General features: G+C 43.3%; 13 protein-coding genes. 8 read left to right on the top strand and 5 right to left on the bottom strand.

Translation table 11 applies throughout. From position 1 onward, the window contains the following. Nucleotides 1–422: 422 nt before the first annotated feature. The gene (locus PSF11_RS12930; RefSeq protein ID WP_004915963.1) at nucleotides 423–845 is read left to right on the top strand and encodes a hypothetical protein; all 423 of its coding nucleotides are present in this window, start codon (nucleotides 423–425) and stop codon (nucleotides 843–845) included. Between the two features lie 79 nt (nucleotides 846–924). Here the strand turns inward: PSF11_RS12930 and lptG are convergent, their stop codons facing one another. After that, nucleotides 925–2,001 (bottom strand): LPS export ABC transporter permease LptG, encoded by a 1,077-nt coding sequence (lptG, locus tag PSF11_RS12925; RefSeq protein WP_004915962.1) that lies wholly within the window; start codon nucleotides 1,999–2,001, stop codon nucleotides 925–927. Continuing rightward, on the bottom strand, nucleotides 2,001–3,098 hold the full coding sequence (lptF, locus tag PSF11_RS12920; protein WP_004915961.1) for an LPS export ABC transporter permease LptF: 1,098 nt from the start codon (nucleotides 3,096–3,098) through the stop codon (nucleotides 2,001–2,003). Before lptF ends, lptG begins: the two co-directional genes overlap by 1 nt. 278 nt (nucleotides 3,099–3,376) lie before the next feature. On the opposite strand from lptF, the gene pepA reads away from it, so the two are divergent. From pepA to PSF11_RS12900, 4 genes are all read left to right on the top strand, one after another. Further along, nucleotides 3,377–4,888, top strand: a complete 1,512-nt coding sequence (gene pepA, locus PSF11_RS12915; protein ID WP_004915960.1) for a leucyl aminopeptidase — start codon at nucleotides 3,377–3,379, stop codon at nucleotides 4,886–4,888. A gap of 239 nt (nucleotides 4,889–5,127) precedes the next feature. Continuing rightward, nucleotides 5,128–5,577, top strand: a complete 450-nt coding sequence (locus PSF11_RS12910) for a DNA polymerase III subunit chi (protein ID WP_004915959.1) — start codon at nucleotides 5,128–5,130, stop codon at nucleotides 5,575–5,577. Nucleotides 5,578–5,590: 13 nt separating this feature from the next. Further along, complete coding sequence (locus tag PSF11_RS12905; protein ID WP_004915958.1) at nucleotides 5,591–8,485, top strand: valine--tRNA ligase; 2,895 nt, start codon at nucleotides 5,591–5,593, stop codon at nucleotides 8,483–8,485. 217 nt (nucleotides 8,486–8,702) lie between these two features. Then, entirely contained in the window at nucleotides 8,703–9,203 is a 501-nt protein-coding gene (locus tag PSF11_RS12900; RefSeq protein WP_004915956.1) for a GNAT family N-acetyltransferase, read from the top strand. A gap of 75 nt (nucleotides 9,204–9,278) precedes the next feature. Here the strand turns inward: PSF11_RS12900 and PSF11_RS12895 are convergent, their stop codons facing one another. From PSF11_RS12895 to PSF11_RS12885, 3 genes are all read right to left on the bottom strand, one after another. Further along, nucleotides 9,279–9,677, bottom strand: coding sequence for a MerR family transcriptional regulator (locus tag PSF11_RS12895; RefSeq protein WP_004915954.1), 399 nt, complete (start codon nucleotides 9,675–9,677; stop codon nucleotides 9,279–9,281). A 261-nt stretch (nucleotides 9,678–9,938) separates the two neighbouring features. After that, nucleotides 9,939–10,292: a helix-turn-helix domain-containing protein gene (locus PSF11_RS12890; RefSeq protein ID WP_004915952.1), complete on the bottom strand. Its 354-nt coding sequence runs from the start codon at nucleotides 10,290–10,292 to the stop codon at nucleotides 9,939–9,941. Between the two features lie 29 nt (nucleotides 10,293–10,321). After that, on the bottom strand, nucleotides 10,322–10,612 hold the full coding sequence (locus tag PSF11_RS12885) for a YdgH/BhsA/McbA-like domain containing protein (RefSeq protein WP_014657355.1): 291 nt from the start codon (nucleotides 10,610–10,612) through the stop codon (nucleotides 10,322–10,324). Between the two features lie 308 nt (nucleotides 10,613–10,920). On the opposite strand from PSF11_RS12885, the gene PSF11_RS12880 reads away from it, so the two are divergent. The 3 genes from PSF11_RS12880 (at nucleotide 10,921) to PSF11_RS12870 (ending at nucleotide 17,983) form a co-directional block, all read left to right on the top strand. Beyond that, entirely contained in the window at nucleotides 10,921–12,141 is a 1,221-nt protein-coding gene (locus tag PSF11_RS12880; protein WP_072502714.1) for an efflux RND transporter periplasmic adaptor subunit, read from the top strand. After that, complete coding sequence (locus PSF11_RS12875) at nucleotides 12,141–15,281, top strand: efflux RND transporter permease subunit (RefSeq protein ID WP_004915945.1); 3,141 nt, start codon at nucleotides 12,141–12,143, stop codon at nucleotides 15,279–15,281. The genes PSF11_RS12880 and PSF11_RS12875 overlap by 1 nt, the downstream gene beginning before the upstream one ends. A gap of 203 nt (nucleotides 15,282–15,484) precedes the next feature. Beyond that, nucleotides 15,485–17,983: a heavy metal translocating P-type ATPase gene (locus tag PSF11_RS12870; RefSeq protein WP_072502713.1), complete on the top strand. Its 2,499-nt coding sequence runs from the start codon at nucleotides 15,485–15,487 to the stop codon at nucleotides 17,981–17,983. Nucleotides 17,984–18,014 lie beyond the last annotated feature (31 nt).

Below are 18,014 nucleotides of genomic sequence, written 5' to 3'. Positions count from 1 at the left end.
TAGTCCTTGCAGCACTAAAAGAGCCAGATGCGCTTAACTTTTATCCTTTGTTATCGCCAACCATAATGTATTGAATGCACGGCGAGTGATACTAACTCTAAATGTCCTTAAATTAGCAATAGGTTGATAAATAACTGCGTGTTGTCATTGCCAAACAGCAAATTTTCTCGACTATTACCGAGCGATTTTGGTCGGTAACAGTGCTTACCCGCTTAATTTTTATCCTTTGTGATCACAATGATAACCAGTAAGAGCTTATTTAATAGAGTGACAGCACGCATCACGGGGCAAATCTTTTTATATTATATTGATGGCTTATTAATACTGTTCTTACTGTATAACTATCAATCATTGGTTTTTGCAAGCACCGAGACATATTCATCGCAATACTAGTGACATAAACAATTCAAGGAGAGAATTTTATGTCATCAATTATTATTAAAACGCATGGTGAGAAAGGGTTGCTGCAAATGCGAGATGGCACTTTTGCGAAAGTGACTAACGCCAATTGCCATGCGCTGCTAGCAGATAAAATTAAAGGCATAAAACAGAGCCCTTCGCTTATAAAACTATGTAGTTGTCATAGTGCTGAAGGGGGGCGATTCTCAAATGCACAAGTCATGGCCAATCAATTAAAACTCCCTGTAATGGGGTTTTATGGCATCACGCACGAGAATATCGTGAAAGCAGCTACTGGCAATAAAAAAGCACACCCTATTTTCCATCCTCAAGAAAATAAATTAAATGCCAAAATAAGTGAGCTAGGTAATCGATTTATTGGTAACTTACTCAAAATTAGAATTTTTATTACTCATCCAACTCTCCCTGAGCCTTTCAAGTATTGATTGGTTTAATACAAATAAATAAGCCACCGCATTACTCAATACGATGGCTTATTGGAATATTATCGATTTTAAAATTGGCTTACTTACGTTTCACCAGCAAGACAATACTGACCCCAAGGAATAGGACGCTTGGTAGTAACGCCGCAATAATAGGCGGTATCGAGTAGACCAAACTCCACTTACCAAACCCTTCATTTAGGACATAAAACAGGAAGCCACCAACAATCCCAGAGACGACACGTACCCCCATCGGTACAGTACGTAATGGACCGAAGATAAATGAAACGGCCATAAACATCATCACTGCTGCGGATAGAGGCGCTAAGATCTTTTTCCACATACTCAATTCATAGACTGCGGCTACCTGCCCACTCTCTTTTAAGTAAGCGATATATTGATAAAGCCCGCGAATCGAAAGGGAGTCTGCACTCAAGGAAACGATACCGAGTTTTTCGGGTGTCAGATTCGTTTTCCACTCATAAGTTAAGCGCTGGGAGCCCGTAATTTTTTTCTCACTACTTAAAATAGACTCATCAACTTGAGACAGCACCCACAATTGATTGTCTTTGTCATAAGCGCCGCTTGAAGCAAACATCACCGATGTTAACTTATGCTGCTCATTAAAGCGGTAGATAGACACTTCTTGAATCGATGTGGTATCAGAGACGCGTTGAATATGAATAAAATCAGGACCATCTTTCGCCCACATCCCTTCATCGGTCACAACTAATGAGTTACCCACAATTTTTTCTGCGCGATAATTTCTCGCCCATTGATCTGCGCTTGGGGCAACCCATTCGCCAATCAACATCGCCACAATAACCAGAGGGATCGCTGTTTTCATCACGGACAGTGCAATTTGCAAGCGTGTAAAGCCAGAAGCTTGCATAACCACCAGCTCACTACGTGATGCTAAAGCACCTAACCCTAGTAACGCTCCGAGCAGCGCCGCCATCGGAAAGAAAATATCGATATCTTTTGGGATCGTTAATAACGTAAATACCCCAGCGCCTAGGGTCGTATATTCACCATCACCAACTTTACGTAGTTGCTCGACAAATTTGATGATCCCTGAAAGGGACACCAACATAAACAAGGTCATTAAAATAGAGTTGAGGATGGTTCGTCCAATGTACCTGTCTAAAACACCAAACATCAGGCAGCCCCTCTATTAAATTTGACGCGTAAACGGCGCATTGGCACGGTATTCCATACATTTAGGATAATCGCTAAAGCCAGATACCCTAAGTTAACTGCCCACATTGCATATTTCGGATCAACATCCCCTTTTTCTGCGCTATTACGCAATGTACTTTGTAATAGGAAGAAAATAAGATACAGCAACATGGCTGGCAGCATGCTCAATACCCGCCCTTGACGAGGGTTCACTTCACTCAGCGGCACTACCATTAATGCCATCACCACCACCGAGAAGACAATCGTCAAACGCCAATGGAATTCTGCATTGGAATCAAAGTCATTCGCCTTCCATAACTGAAGCATATTTTTTTGTTCGACTCTATCATTGCGGGCATCACTTGGTTTGTGATCAATAACCGCCTGATAATTTTTAAAGTCGGTGATGCGGAAATCACGTAATAATGCCGTTCCTTCGTAGCGAGTTCCTTCATCCAATACCACAATTTGTCGACCATCGGCATCTTCTCGCATATAGCCACTATCGGCGACCACTACCGATGGGCGCTGTTCATTAGTGGCGCGCAATTGTGCTAAGAAGACATTTTTAAAGTCATTACCTTTGACGTCGCCAATATACAATACGATGTTTCTATCTTTGGTGGTTTTGAATTGCCCTTCCACCATGGCAGCTAGCCCAGGGTTAGCTTTAGCGTCTGCCAGCACCTGTTCTTGATATTGCGACGACCAAGGAAGCATCCACGCAATATTGCCTATTGCGACCAATGCGGTCAACGTTGCAAGCACCAGAGCGGCCTTAACCAGAACGCTTTTCCCGAGCCCGCATGCATGCATCACCGTAATTTCACTTTCGGTGTACAGTTTGCTGTATGTCATCAGTAGCCCAAGAAATAGGCTTAAAGGGAGGATCAATTGCGCCATTTCAGGCACGCCCAATCCCAGTAACGGTAATACTAAATCTGAAGGAATATTTCCCTGAACAGCAGCCCCGAGAATATCGATGGACTTCTGACTAAAAAAAATCAACATTAGCACAAAAAGGATAGCTAGCTGACTTTTCAGGGTCTCCCGTACCAAATATCTAATAATGATCACGCTTATACGCCTGTGAAAACTTGTCTTTTGGGTGGAAAATGGCTAAGTTCGTTCAATATCTACCATTTGTTAACATATACTCTGGCTCATTGTATGACTAGAATGATATAAAAGCATTCTCTATACTGATTACCCAATCAGAACATGCTTAATATTATTGAAATACCAGATATCTGCTCAGTTTAACATAAAGAGTTCATTCTCTATGAGGTAGATTATGCTGTAACGCTAATTTTAGCGGGAGCATGGGCCTTTGTCTTTAAGATTCAGGAGAACGCATGGAGTTTAGTGTAAAAAGTGGTAGCCCGGAAAAACAACGTAGCGCATGTATCGTTGTCGGAGTCTTTGAACCACGCCGTCTGTCCCCTATAGCTGAACAGCTGGACAAAATAAGTGACGGATATATCAGCGCCCTGCTGCGCCGCGGGGAACTTGAAGGTAAAGTAGGGCAATCCCTACTACTCCATCATGTACCAAATATCCTGTCTGAACGTATTCTACTCATCGGCTGTGGTAAAGAACGTGAGCTAGATGAGCGTCAATTCAAACAGATTATTCAGAAAACAATCAGCACATTGAATGAAACTGGTTCAATGGAAGCCGTCTGTTTTTTAACTGAGTTACACGTTAAAGGCCGTAATAATTATTGGAAAGTACGTCAAGCTGTTGAAACGGCAAAAGAGTCGCTCTACGTCTTTGATCAATTGAAAAGCAATAAAACGGAACATCGCCGTCCACTGCGTAAGTTGGTTTTCAATGTGCCAACACGCCGTGAATTAACGAGCGGTGAGCGTGCTATCGCCCATGGACTCGCCATTGCGTCCGGTGTTAAGGCCGCGAAAGATCTCAGCAACATGCCACCAAACATTTGTAATGCGGCATATTTAGCATCACAAGCACGTCAATTAGCTGACATTTCTGAAAATAGGCTGACAACACGTGTTATCGGTGAAGAGCAGATGAAAGAGCTAGGCATGAATGCTTACCTCGCTGTTGGTCAAGGCTCACAAAATGAATCGCTGATGTCTATCATGGAGTACAAAGGTAACCCTGATCCTGAAGCGAAACCTATTGTATTAGTCGGTAAAGGCCTCACATTTGACTCAGGTGGTATTTCTATCAAGCCAGCAGATAGCATGGATGAAATGAAATATGACATGTGCGGTGCTGCAACGGTTTACGGTGTGATGCGTTTTATCACCGAATTGCAGTTGCCAATCAACGTGGTCGGTGTGCTGGCTGGCTGTGAAAATATGCCAGGAGGACGAGCCTATCGCCCAGGTGATATCCTCACCACGATGTCAGGGCAAACGGTTGAAGTACTTAATACTGACGCCGAAGGTCGTTTAGTGCTATGTGATACCCTCACCTATGTCGAGCGTTTTGAGCCGGAATTGGTTATCGATATCGCCACATTGACAGGGGCTTGTGTAATTGCGTTAGGTAGCCATTACACTGGCTTAATGTCAAACCACAACCCTCTGGCTCATGAGTTATTAAACGCTTCTGAGCAAGCAGGTGACCGTGCATGGCGCTTACCGTTAGCTGATGAATACTATGAGCAAATCAGCTCTAATTTTGCTGACTTAGCCAATACAGGTGGTCGTCCTGCGGGTGCAATTACTGCGGGCTGCTTCCTCGCTCGTTTTGCGACCAAATACAATTGGGCGCACTTGGATATTGCTGGTACAGCATGGCGTTCAGGTAAAGCAAAAGGCGCAACAGGCCGTCCTGTGTCATTGTTGTCACAGTTCTTACTGAACCGCGCTGGCCTGAACGGCGACGATTAGTCTTAATTGATGTCCTATAATGACGCGAGTTACAGACCATTGCGTTGTAACTCGGGTCATGGGTCTAGACGCTAAATAGCTCAAGGTGTAGCGAGTCAAATTGGCGTTGCAACTTGAACTATGACGAGTATATAGCACTCAAGAGTGCGATACGCTAAAATAGCCCCATCTTCATTTCAGGGTATTGCCTGTCGCAATACCCTTTTTGCATAACATTTTTCTATTCCATAAAGAAAGAGATGAAAAACGCCACCTTTTATTTGCTTGAACAACCATCGCCGCAAGTGGAGTTAGAAGCCCATGAATGGCTTGCTTGCGAACTTGCGGCGCAAATGTGGCGTGATGGTAAGCGTGTTTTAGTCGCGTGTGAAACCGCTGAGCAAGCAGAAAAACTGGATGAGTCACTTTGGCAAAGAGATCCTCATCAGTTCGTGCCTCATAACCTCGCTGGTGAAGGGCCTCGTTATGGCGCACCGATTGAAATTTGCTGGCCGGGGAAACGCGGAAATGCCCAACGCGATATTTTGATCAATCTTCAGAGCCAGTTTGCAGACTTTGCCACTGCATTCCATGAAGTGATAGACTTTGTGCCTATTGATGAAACTTTAAAACAGTTGGCGCGTGAACGGTATAAAATTTACCGCAGCGTCGGCTTCAATTTGACTATGGCGACGCCGCCAACTAACTGAATACGATATAAAAATGGATAAGAAACCAGATAATGCGATTGCCGAGCCTTCGCTCGATAAAACTTATAATCCCGCTGAGATAGAGCAAGCACGCTATGCTCATTGGGAAAAAAGCGGTTATTTCAAACCAAACGGGGATACTAGCAAAGAGAGTTTCTGTGTCGTTATTCCACCACCAAACGTCACAGGTAGCCTGCATATGGGGCATGCTTTCCAGCAAACGATTATGGATACCATGATCCGTTACCAACGCATGCAAGGTAAAAATACGCTGTGGCAAACAGGTACTGACCATGCTGGTATCGCAACCCAAATGGTTGTTGAACGTAAGATCGCGGCTGAAGAGAACAAAACTCGTCACGATTACGGCCGCGATGCGTTTATTGACAAAATTTGGCAATGGAAAGCAGAGTCTGGTGGCACCATTTCACAACAAATGCGCCGTTTAGGTGACTCTGTTGATTGGGAGCGCGAGCGCTTCACAATGGATGAAGGCCTATCAAAAGCCGTTAAAGAAGCCTTCGTTCGTCTTTATAAAGATAACTTAATTTATCGTGGTAAACGCCTCGTTAACTGGGATCCTAAACTCCACACTGCGATTTCTGATTTGGAAGTCGAAAACCGTGAAATCAAAGGCTCCATGTGGCATTTACGCTATCCACTTGCAGATGGTGCAAAAACAGCCGAAGGTAAAGATTATCTGGTTGTCGCAACCACACGCCCAGAAACTATGCTGGGTGATACAGGTGTGGCGGTTAACCCAGAAGATCCCCGTTATAAAGATTTAATTGGTAAAGAAATTATTCTTCCAATCGTCAATCGCCGTATTCCAATTGTCGGTGACGAACACGCCGACATGGAAAAAGGCACTGGCTGCGTGAAAATTACCCCTGCTCATGACTTTAATGACTATGAAGTCGGTAAACGTCATCAGCTCATTATGATCAACATGATGGATTTAGATGGTAATGTCCGTAGTGAAGCAGAAGTCTTTGATACTCACGGTAACCCATCAACCGCATATAGCAGTGAAATCCCAGAAGCTTACCGTGGTATGGAGCGTTTTGCCGCACGTAAAGCGATTGTCGCGGAATTTGAGCAGTTAGGTTTATTGGTTGAAGTTAAGCCGCATGACTTAACAGTGCCTTATGGTGACCGCGGTGGCGTCGTTATCGAGCCAATGCTAACTGACCAATGGTATGTTCGTACTAAGCCGCTAGCAGAAGATGCCATTAAAGCGGTTGAAGATGGTCGTATTCAATTCGTACCTCGCCAATACGAAAATATGTATTACTCTTGGATGCGTGATATCCAAGATTGGTGTATCTCTCGCCAATTGTGGTGGGGTCATCGTATTCCTGCATGGTATGACGACAAAGGTAATGTCTATGTGGGTCGCGATGAAGATGAAGTTCGTCGTGAAAACAACTTGGGGGCAGAGATTGCACTGCGCCAAGACGAAGACGTATTGGATACTTGGTTCTCTTCCGGTTTATGGACCTTCTCAACATTAGGCTGGCCTGAAAATACCGAAGCTCTGAAAACGTTCCATCCTACCGATGTGTTGGTCAGTGGTTTCGACATTATTTTCTTCTGGATAGCCCGCATGATCATGATGACCATGCACTTCATTAAAGATGAGAACGGCGTACCGCAAGTACCGTTCAAAACCGTTTATATGACGGGTTTGATCCGTGATGAAGAAGGCCAAAAAATGTCTAAATCCAAAGGGAACGTTATCGACCCTCTGGACATGATCGACGGTATTTCGTTAGAAGATCTGCTTGAGAAACGTACTGGCAATATGATGCAGCCACAATTGGCTGAAAAAATTGCCAAGCGTACTCGCAAAGAGTATCCAAACGGTATTGAAGCACATGGTACTGACGCACTACGCTTTACCTTAGCGGCGCTTGCCTCAACAGGCCGAGATATCAACTGGGATATGAAACGTCTGTCTGGCTACCGCAACTTCTGTAATAAATTATGGAACGCAAGCCGCTTTGTCCTAATGAACACAGAAAATCAAGACTGTGGTCAGAACGGTGGTGAAATGAGCTTCTCTTTGGCTGATCGCTGGATCATGGCTCAGTTCAACCAAACCATCAAAGCGTACCGTGAAGCCCTCGATACCCATCGTTATGATATTGCCGCGGGTATTTTGTATGATTTCACTTGGAACGAATTCTGTGACTGGTACTTGGAGCTATCAAAACCTGCTGTTCACAAAGGTAATGAAGCGCAAGCTCGTGCAGCACGTTTCACGCTGATCGAAGTATTAGAAGCGCTATTACGTTTAGCACACCCTATTATTCCATTTATCACGGAAACTATCTGGCAACGTGTGAAAGTCGTCAAAGGGATTGATGCAGATACCATCATGCTACAACCATTCCCTGAATTTGATGCAGCTAAAGTGGACGAGCAAGCACTGAGTGATTTGGAATGGATCAAAGAAGCTATCATTGCTGTCCGTAATATTCGTGCCGAAATGAATATTTCGCCGGGTAAACCACTAGATGTATTACTGCGTGGTGCTTCTGAAGATGCGAAACGTCGCGTTGCAGAAAACCAAAACTTTATTAAATCCATGGCACGCCTTGCAAGTATCACGGTACTGGCAGACGGTGAAGAAGCGCCAGTTTCTGTGACAAAACTGGTTAGCGGTACTGAGCTATTGATCCCAATGGCAGGCCTGATTGATAAAGATGCCGAGTTAGCGCGTTTGGATAAAGAGTTAGAGAAAGTACTCAAAGAGATTGAGTCTATTGAAAGCAAACTCGCTAATGAAGGTTTTGTCAGCCGTGCACCTGCTGCCGTTGTTGAGAAAGAGCGCGAGCGCCTAGCGGCTAACATTGAAGCTAAAGGTAAGTTAGAAGCACAAAAAGTGACCATTGCGTCGCTATAATCTGCCTCTTTCACACTGACTTAAAACCCTTATTGGTTCGCCAATAGGGGTTTTTTATTAGAACATCTATCTAAATAAGTAAATCAATCCCGAACCCTATACCCACGTTAATTAATCGATTATTATGATACGACTGCGTTCGCAGATCTCAGATTGAAGTTCCCTTCTGGTTCTCTCTCACTGAGTAGTACAAAACAATAAATAAAGAGAGTTTCTCATGACAACAAATACAACAACCCACACTATTCGTTTAATCGAACAAAAAGATAATGCGGGGATTGCCGCGGTTATCCGTGAAGTTTCAGCAGAACATGGCTTAACGGCTGATAAAGGTTTTGCGGTAGCCGATCCTATTTTAGATACGCTCTATGAAGTCTATAGCAAGCCTCGTAGTGCTTACTGGGTCGTTGAAATGGACGGTAAAATTGTCGGTGGTGGTGGCATATCACAATTAGCTGGCGGTGATAATGAAACAGCCGAGCTACAAAAAATGTATCTCTCTTCGGTATTAAGAGGTAAAGGGGTCGCTAAGCAGATTGTACTAATGTCATTAGAGTTTGCTAAAGCACAAGGTTATACACGCTGCTACCTAGAAACAACCGCAGATTTACAAGCAGCCATTAAACTGTATGAGAAATTAGGCTTTGAATTTATCGATGAGCCACTCGGCAATACAGGCCACAGCGATTGTGAAATCCGTATGCTAAAAGCACTGTAATCACAGTCTCCATAAGGATAGCCAAGCTGCTATCCTTATTACCTATATAGATAGAAAATCGTATAACGTTAAAGATCAAATCTCTTTAGATAATAAGTTTTTTATTATCCCACACTTATGATTGCTATTCATTTCATTGCTATGATCTTGTAAGATAATCAATTCTCTTTCGAGCTTCTTCAGCTTTTCGATATTTTCTCTAATATTAAATAGATGTGAGTTAATCACGCCCTCAACGAGCTCACAATCATCACTATTATTATCCACCAGATCTAATAGTTTTTTTATTTCACGATGAGACATATTAAGACTACGGCAATTTTTTATAAAACGGAGTCGTTCAATATGGTTTTCACTGTAACTGCGATAGTTATTATCATTTCTATTCGGAGGAACGATTAGGCCCTCTTTTTCATAAAACCGTATTGTCTCTCTTGGAATATTGAATAATTTTGATACTTCACCTATTTTCATATTCTTCCACCTAAAAACAGAGATAGGTTATTTTAAATTTTCAATAATGCTAATCCTTACCATTATTGTAAGGTCAAGAAAAACGATGATTTGATTATTTTTCTTATTTAATTTTTTTATTTCAACAAATTAAAAGTAAAACCATCAAAGGTTAACCTATTCAGCTAGCCGCTAGACCAACAATTTTTAGTTTATTGCATTATCTAGCTGGCTAGCTAGGCTTAATACTTTATGACACGATTGTTATCAAAATACGCTATACTACGCATGGTACCTGAGTGCGGTTTCTCTCCTATATTTAGCAGGGGTTACTTTCAATTTACGCTTAAAAGCTCTTGTTAACCCTTGCTGTCCATCAAAACCGTATCTAAAAGCAATATCAATAATCTTGTCATTTGTCTGTTTCAAATCAGATGACACCTTTAATAGCCTATTAATTAAAAGATATTGCCCTAAGCTGACGCCCACGGTATTTTTAAAAATACGTTGAAAATACCATTTTGAATAGCCAGCCCTATGAGAGATTTCCGCAATATTCAGTGGCTTATCCACATTCATATCAATCCATAAAAGAATATCTTGTATCACATTTTCTCTAATGGTGTGATGACTCATCGCTCATCTCCTTATAAAATCAAAGGATTTTATTGATAAAATATAACATGTCCTCGGAGTTTAGTTTCGCCACTTGCTCCAACAATTTTATAACTACTCGCCCCTATCTTTTTTGCCGTTTCCTGAGCTTGCGTTTCTATTGATGATAAACTCGCATCACCAATAAATGTGGCTGAGCTGAGTATTTTTTTATGTATATCTACAGATAAATAATTCTCAGTAACCTTACTTGATGCCTGTTGAGAATATGTTTGATTATTTGCAGCGACGCCTTGATAACTAACTAGGCTTAATACAAATAAAGCGATAATCTTTTTCATCATTAATCCTTATTTATGTCCGTGTTTTAATTAATGATGAATATTAAAAACCTTAAAGTAGATACAAGGTCAATAACTTATTTGGCTTTTGCAAACTTATTTTTATATCTATCTCTAAGATAACCTTATTGAGAGTATTCAATTTATTTAATTAAAAATAAACGTAAACACTGTCCTTCAATATATTCCCACACCTGCTTGCATTAAAACTGTTGACCTTACAACTACTGTAACCTTTACCCTTACACAACATTGGTTATTCAACATTAAAGCTAACAATGAAATCAATTAATTAGGTAAAGTTTATTATGAAGATGAAAATCGGAATATATGCGACATTTGTTGTGGCTATGGGGATAAGCGGCCTCGCTATCGCACAAGATGCTAATAATGATAATAAACCCGAAACGACAAGTTCTACGATGCTCCCTAAAGTGCCTGTCGCGGAAGTGATCCAACGGGAAATGACTCCTTTTTCTGAATTTACAGGCTACTTAGCTTCACCCAAAACGGTTGATTTACGCTCTCGCGTGGGTGGACGGATTAATTCTGTAGACGTTCCTGAAGGGCAACTGGTTAAAAAAGGCGATTTACTCTTCCAAATCGACCCTCATCCATTTCAAATCGCCTTGCTTGAGGCTGAGGGAAAATTAAGCCAAGCAGAAGCCTTAGCGGCTCAAGCTAGTAGAAATTACCAACGCCTCAAAGGATTAGTAAATAAAGGTGCCGTTTCGCGGAAAGATTATGATGATGCCTTATCCACGCTGACCGCAAATAATGCACAAGTAAAATCAGCAAAAGCCGCGGTAGAATCCGCCAAACTCAATTTATCTTATACGCAAATTCGTTCCCCTATTGCAGGCCGAGTCGATAGAGCCTTTATTACTGAAGGGAACCTAGTGACTGGTGGCGACACCAGTAGTGCAACACGTTTAACTACGATTGTTTCAATTGACCCAATATATGCTTATTTTGATATTGATGAAGCCACTTTTCATCAATTAGCGGGGTTACAATCATCAACAATAAGCAATACTAAGGCCACATTACCGCCCGTTACCATACAATTACCGAATGAAAAAAGTACCCACTATTCAGGAAGCCTGAATTTTGTTGGTAACCAAATAGAGCGGACAACAGGCACAGTAAAAGTGCGCGCCGTCGTTGCTAACAAAGAGGGGAAACTGATTCCCGGCGCTTTTATTCGTGCACAACTTCCTACCGGCCCTAAAAAAACCACCATTTTAATTGATGACCAAGCAATCGGCTCTAATCAAGGGCAAAACTATGTCTTGGTTCTTGATAACAATAACCAAGCTGAATATCGCCCTGTCCAGTTAGGTGCCCTAGTTGATGGCCTTAGAGTGATCAATGAGGGTTTAACAGCGGGTGAAAAGGTCATTATTAAAGGCCTTGTTAGACCGGGTATGGCGGTGATGCCTGAATACACCTCAATGGAGCCTTCATCAACAAAAGAGCCTCACCAAACTCAACATCAACCTTCAGATGAAATAGAGGAAAACAGATAATGAATTTTCCCCGTTTCTTTATACAGCGCCCTATCTTTGCCATGGTCTTATCAATATTTATATTGATAGCAGGGATTTTGAGCTTTTATAAATTGCCCCTAAGCGAATATCCATCCGTGACTCCCCCTACGGTTCAGGTTATCGCCAGTTATCCAGGTGCAACACCCAAGGTGATCGCTGATACGGTGGCCTCCCCCATCGAACAAGCGGTTAATGGGGTAGAAGGCATGCTCTATATGAGCTCGCAAATGTCGACCGATGGAAAAATGGTACTGACCATCTCTTTTAGGCAAGATGTCGACCCCGATATTGCACAAATTCAAGTGCAAAACTTAGTTTCGCGCGTCATTCCTCGCTTGCCTCAAGAAGTTCAACAAATTGGCGTCACAACGGAAAAAACGTCACCGGATGTCCTAATGGTCGTCCATATGTACTCACCCAATAATGTCTATGACCCACTGTTTGTCTCTAATTACGCTTTACTCAATGTACGTGATGAAATTGCTAGATTACCCGGTGTTGCCAGCGCATTAGTTTGGGGGGAAGGTGAATATGCGATGCGAGCATGGATTGATCCCACAAAAGTCGCATCATTAGGCTTAACGGCAAATGATATCGTTACGGCTATTCGCGAACAAAATATTCAAGTCGCTACAGGTTCGATTGGGCAGCAGCCGAACTCAACGTCCTCATTTCAAATCAGCGTCAATGCACTTGGTCGACTCACAACCGAAGAGCAATTTGGCAATATTATTATTCAAACAGGCGAAGATGGGCAGTCGACCTATTTAAAAGATGTCGCTCGATTAGAGCTAGGTGCCGATAATTATTCACTTCGCAGCTTACTGAATGGGCAAAACGCGGTTGGCTTACAGATTGTCATGAGCCCCGGAGCAAATGCGTTGGAAGTGGCAGAGTCGGTACGAGAAACCATGGCTCGTTTACAGGCTAACTTTATCGAGGGGATCGACTATAAAATTGCCTACGATCCAACCATTTTTGTCAGCGCCTCACTAAAATCGGTCGCTATCACCTTACTTGAAGCCACCATATTAGTGGTTATTGTCGTGGTGCTCTTTTTACAAAGTTGGCGAGCATCAATCATTCCGTTAGTAGCTGTTCCCGTATCACTCGTGGGAACATTTGCCTTTATGTACCTATTCGGCTTTTCTCTCAATACACTATCGCTATTCGGTTTAGTTATCTCAATAGGGATAGTGGTGGATGACGCGATAGTCGTCGTTGAAAACGTTGAAAGGCATATCACGGAAGGATTAACACCAAAAGAAGCCGCCTTTAAAGCGATGGAAGAGGTCACAGGCCCTATTATTGCCATTACATCAGTATTAGCGGCTGTTTTTATTCCAACCGCATTTTTATCCGGTTTACAAGGTGAGTTTTATCGACAATTTTCATTAACGATCGTGATTTCAACGATTATTTCTGCGATTAACTCATTGACCTTATCTCCTGCTCTCAGTGCTATCTTACTGAAGCCCCATGATAAAAATAGCAAACCAGACTGGTTGACTCGCATTATCAATGCGATATTTAGTCGCTTTTTCGCTAAATTTAATCTCTTTTTCAATGCATTATCCAACAAATACGTTCAGATTGTACGCCGCTGCATACGAGGAAGTTTAATTATTCTTGTGCTATATCTTGGCTTTGTTGGGCTAACCGCACTCGGGTTTAAAGTGGTTCCTAATGGCTTTGTTCCTGCACAGGATAAATATTACTTAATTGGCGTCGCGCAATTGCCTTCGGGTGCTTCTCTCGATAGAACAGAAGCGGTTGTTAAAGAGATGTCACGCCTCGCACTGATGGAGCCTGGTGTTGAAAACGTGGTAGCGTTCCCTGGCCTCTCTGTAAATGGCCCCGTTAACTTACCGAATTCAGCACTCATGTTTGCAATGCTCAAACCGTTTGATGAGCGTACTGATCCTTCACTATCAGCAAATGCCATCGCCGAACGCCTAATGGGTAAATTTAGTCAAATACCGGATGGTTTTGTTGGCATATTCCCTCCACCTCCGGTTCCCGGCTTGGGTTCGATGGGGGGCTTTAAGGTACAAATAGAAGATAGGGCTGATCTTGGCTTTGATGCGTTAGCGCAAGTGCAAGAGCAAGTGTTGATGAAAGCAATGCAAGCTCCCGAATTAACTGGCATGATGGCAAGTTTCCAGACCAATTCGCCACAAATCGATGTGGATATTGATCGCGAAAAAGCCAAAGCGCAAGGTGTTACGCTCACCGATATCTTTGATGCATTACAGATTAATTTGGGATCACTCTACGTCAATGATTTCAATCGTTTTGGTCGAACCTATCGCGTCATTGTGCAAGCAGATACGCCCTTTAGAATGGATCCTAAAGATATTGAACTCATCAAGGTGCGTAATAAGCATGGGGAGATGATCCCTCTGAGTAGCTTAGTGACGATTACCCGTACAAATGGCCCTGATCGCGTGATCCACTATAACGGTTACCCTTCTGTCGATATCACCGGCAACGCGGCTCCTGGCTTTACTTCAGGACAAGCCACTGATGCGATGGAGAAGATCCTACGTGAAACATTGCCCGAAGGCATGAGCTTTGAATGGACAGATCTAACCTATCAAGAGCAGTTAGCGGGTAATTCAGCACTCTATATTTTCCCATTAGCAGTGCTATTTGCTTTCTTGATCTTGGCTGCTCAATATAACAGTTGGTCATTACCATTCTCTGTACTATTAATCGCGCCAATGGCTCTACTTTCTGCTATTGCCGGCGTATGGTTGCTCAATGGAGATAATAATATCTTCACACAAATCGCTTTCATTGTGCTGGTCGGCCTTGCTGCAAAAAATGCGATTTTGATTGTTGAATTTGCGATCGCCCAAGAGAAACAAGGAAAAGATCCTTTAGCCGCCGTATCAGAAGCCGCTCATCTACGATTACGCCCTATTTTGATGACATCCTTTGCCTTTATTGCTGGCGTGATCCCGCTTGTTTTAGCGACGGGAGCGGGTTCAGAGATGAGACAAGCCGTGGGGGTTGCGGTGTTCTTCGGCATGCTAGGTGTAACGCTATTTGGTTTACTATTAACCCCTGTTTTCTACATGATGATACGTAAATTAGCGGGTAAAAAATCCCCATAATCGACCTCAAAAACAGTTCGCTAAACAACGATAGTTTAGCGAACTCATAATACAAACCTATTATATTGCATATAAAACAAAGAGATAGTTACATTTGACTGTGGCTATCTCTTTTTTGAACATAATAATAAAAAAAATGCTTGACCTTCCCCTTAAGGTAAACGTTAGGCTTTACGCATGATGATACTTAAGAGGGTAAATCAATGACTACGAATCTATCTCAATCTTCAGCCAATAGGCTGAGTTTACCAGTCGAAGGAATGACCTGTGCATCCTGTGTAGGCCGTGTCGAACGTGCCTTAAAAGCGGTCGATAATATTGACACCGCCGTCGTGAACTTAGCAACTGAACGTGCAGACATTACATTTAAAGAGCATGTTGATGTAGACGCCGCGATCCGTGCGATTGAAAGTTCAGGCTATAAAGTCAGAGAAGAAATCACAGAATTAGCCATTGAAGAGATGACGTGTGCATCTTGTGTTGGTCGTGTTGAAAAAGCACTTACTCAAATACCCGGTGTTATTGAAGCGAGTGTCAATTTAGCCACCGAGCGCGCTCGCATTCGCCATTTGTCTGGAGCCGTCACCGTCGCTGACTTAGAAGCTGCCGTTGTTCAAGCCGGTTATAAGCCTCGTCGCTTATCCGATGCCAGCACCAATGTGAATGAGCAAGCGGATGAACGTCGTGAACAAGAGGAGCGTTCACTGCGCCGTTCACTATTTACTGCCGCAATATTTACGCTACCAGTATTTATTATTGAAATGGGCTCTCACTTTATTCCGGGTATTCATCATTGGGTTGCAAATACTCTCGGTCAGCAACTCAATTGGTATATCCAATTTGTGTTAGCCACTCTCGTTTTATTCGGCCCAGGCTTGCGCTTTTTCCAAAAAGGGGTTCCCGCGTTGCTGCGTGCTGCACCGGATATGAACTCACTGGTTGCAGTCGGTACGGCGGCCGCTTACGGCTATTCCGTTGTTGCCACCTTTATGCCACAAATTCTGCCCGTTGGCACTGCGAATGTGTATTTCGAAGCCGCGGTCGTTATCGTGACATTAATTCTGCTTGGTCGCACATTGGAGGCGCGAGCAAAAGGGAAGACGTCTCAAGCCATTAAACGCCTTGTTGGCTTACAAGCCAAAACAGCACGAGTGGAACGTGATGGCAAAATGATCGAAATTCCACTCGATGAAGTCGCCACCGACGACATTGTTTTCGTTCGTCCGGGTGAAAAAATTCCTGTTGATGGTGTTGTTATCGAAGGGGCTTCTTATGTCGATGAAAGCATGATCACCGGTGAACCTGTTCCTGTCTCAAAAGAAATAGGCTCTGAGGTTGTCGGCGGTACTATCAATAAAACAGGGGCATTCAGTTTCCGTGTGATCCAAATTGGTTCAAACACCGTATTAGCACAAATTATTCGCTTAGTTGAAGAAGCGCAAGGATCCAAACTACCAATCCAAGCATTAGTGGATAAAGTCACGATGTGGTTTGTGCCAGCGGTCATGGCAGGTGCGGTTATCACATTCTTTATTTGGTTGATTTTTGGCCCAGATCCTGCGCTCACCTTTGCTCTGATCAACGCCGTTGCGGTATTGATTATTGCATGTCCGTGTGCGATGGGCCTTGCGACACCAACATCTATTATGGTCGGTACTGGTCGTGCAGCGGAATTAGGTGTTCTTTTCCGTAAAGGTGAAGCCTTACAAGCTCTGCGTGATGTCAGTGTCGTCGCTCTGGATAAAACCGGTACGTTAACAAAAGGTCGCCCTGAATTAACCGATCTCGTTCCAGCAGAAGGATTTGAATATGATGAAGTTTTAGCCTTAGTTGCTGCGATTGAAACCCGCTCCGAGCATCCGATAGCCGAAGCCATTGTGGCTGCCGCAAAAGAAAAAGGGATTTCATTTGCCGCAATCGAAGAGTTTGAAGCTGTACCTGGGTTTGGTGTTTCAGCGAAAGTAGGAGGCCGTTCAGTTTCTGTCGGGGCTGATCGCTTTATGAAACAACTCGGCTTAGAAGTGAGCCATTTCCAACCAACCGCATTACGTTTAGGCGAACAAGGCAAAAGCCCGCTGTATGCGGCAATTGATGGGCGTTTAGCAGCAATTATTGCCGTTGCTGACCCAATAAAAGAGACCACCCCAGAAGCGATTAAAGCCTTACATTCATTAGGCTTAAAAGTGGCGATGATCACCGGTGATAATGCGGCAACGGCTGCTGCAATCGCTAAGCAACTCGGTATTGATGAAGTGGCTGCCGAAGTACTGCCTGACGGCAAAGTCGCAGCACTAAAACAGTTCCGTAGTAATGGCAATAAAGTCGCCTTTGTGGGAGATGGTATTAACGATGCTCCTGCACTTGCCGAAGCCGATGTTGGGTTGGCTATCGGTACGGGAACAGACGTCGCCATTGAAGCGGCAGATGTGGTCTTGATGTCAGGTGATTTGCGTGGTGTTGTCGATGCAATTGCCTTAAGCCAAGCGACTATCCGTAATATAAAACAAAACCTATTTTGGGCGTTCGCTTATAACGCGCTCTTGATCCCAGTGGCAGCAGGCTTACTGTACCCAATTAATGGCACTTTGCTTTCACCGATTTTAGCGGCGGCGGCAATGGCTCTTTCTAGCGTCTTTGTATTAGGTAACGCCTTACGTCTTAAACGCTTCCAAGCACCGATGAAAGAAGGCATCACTCAATAAACAATCGACAAGCCAGGCCTTGCTCAGGTCT

It is taken from the genome of Providencia sp. PROV119 (assembly GCF_028482435.1).
GTDB lineage: Bacteria > Pseudomonadota > Gammaproteobacteria > Enterobacterales > Enterobacteriaceae > Providencia > Providencia stuartii.
Note: the sequence above shows the minus strand (reverse complement) of the source record. Positions and strands in the feature narration are given on the sequence as shown.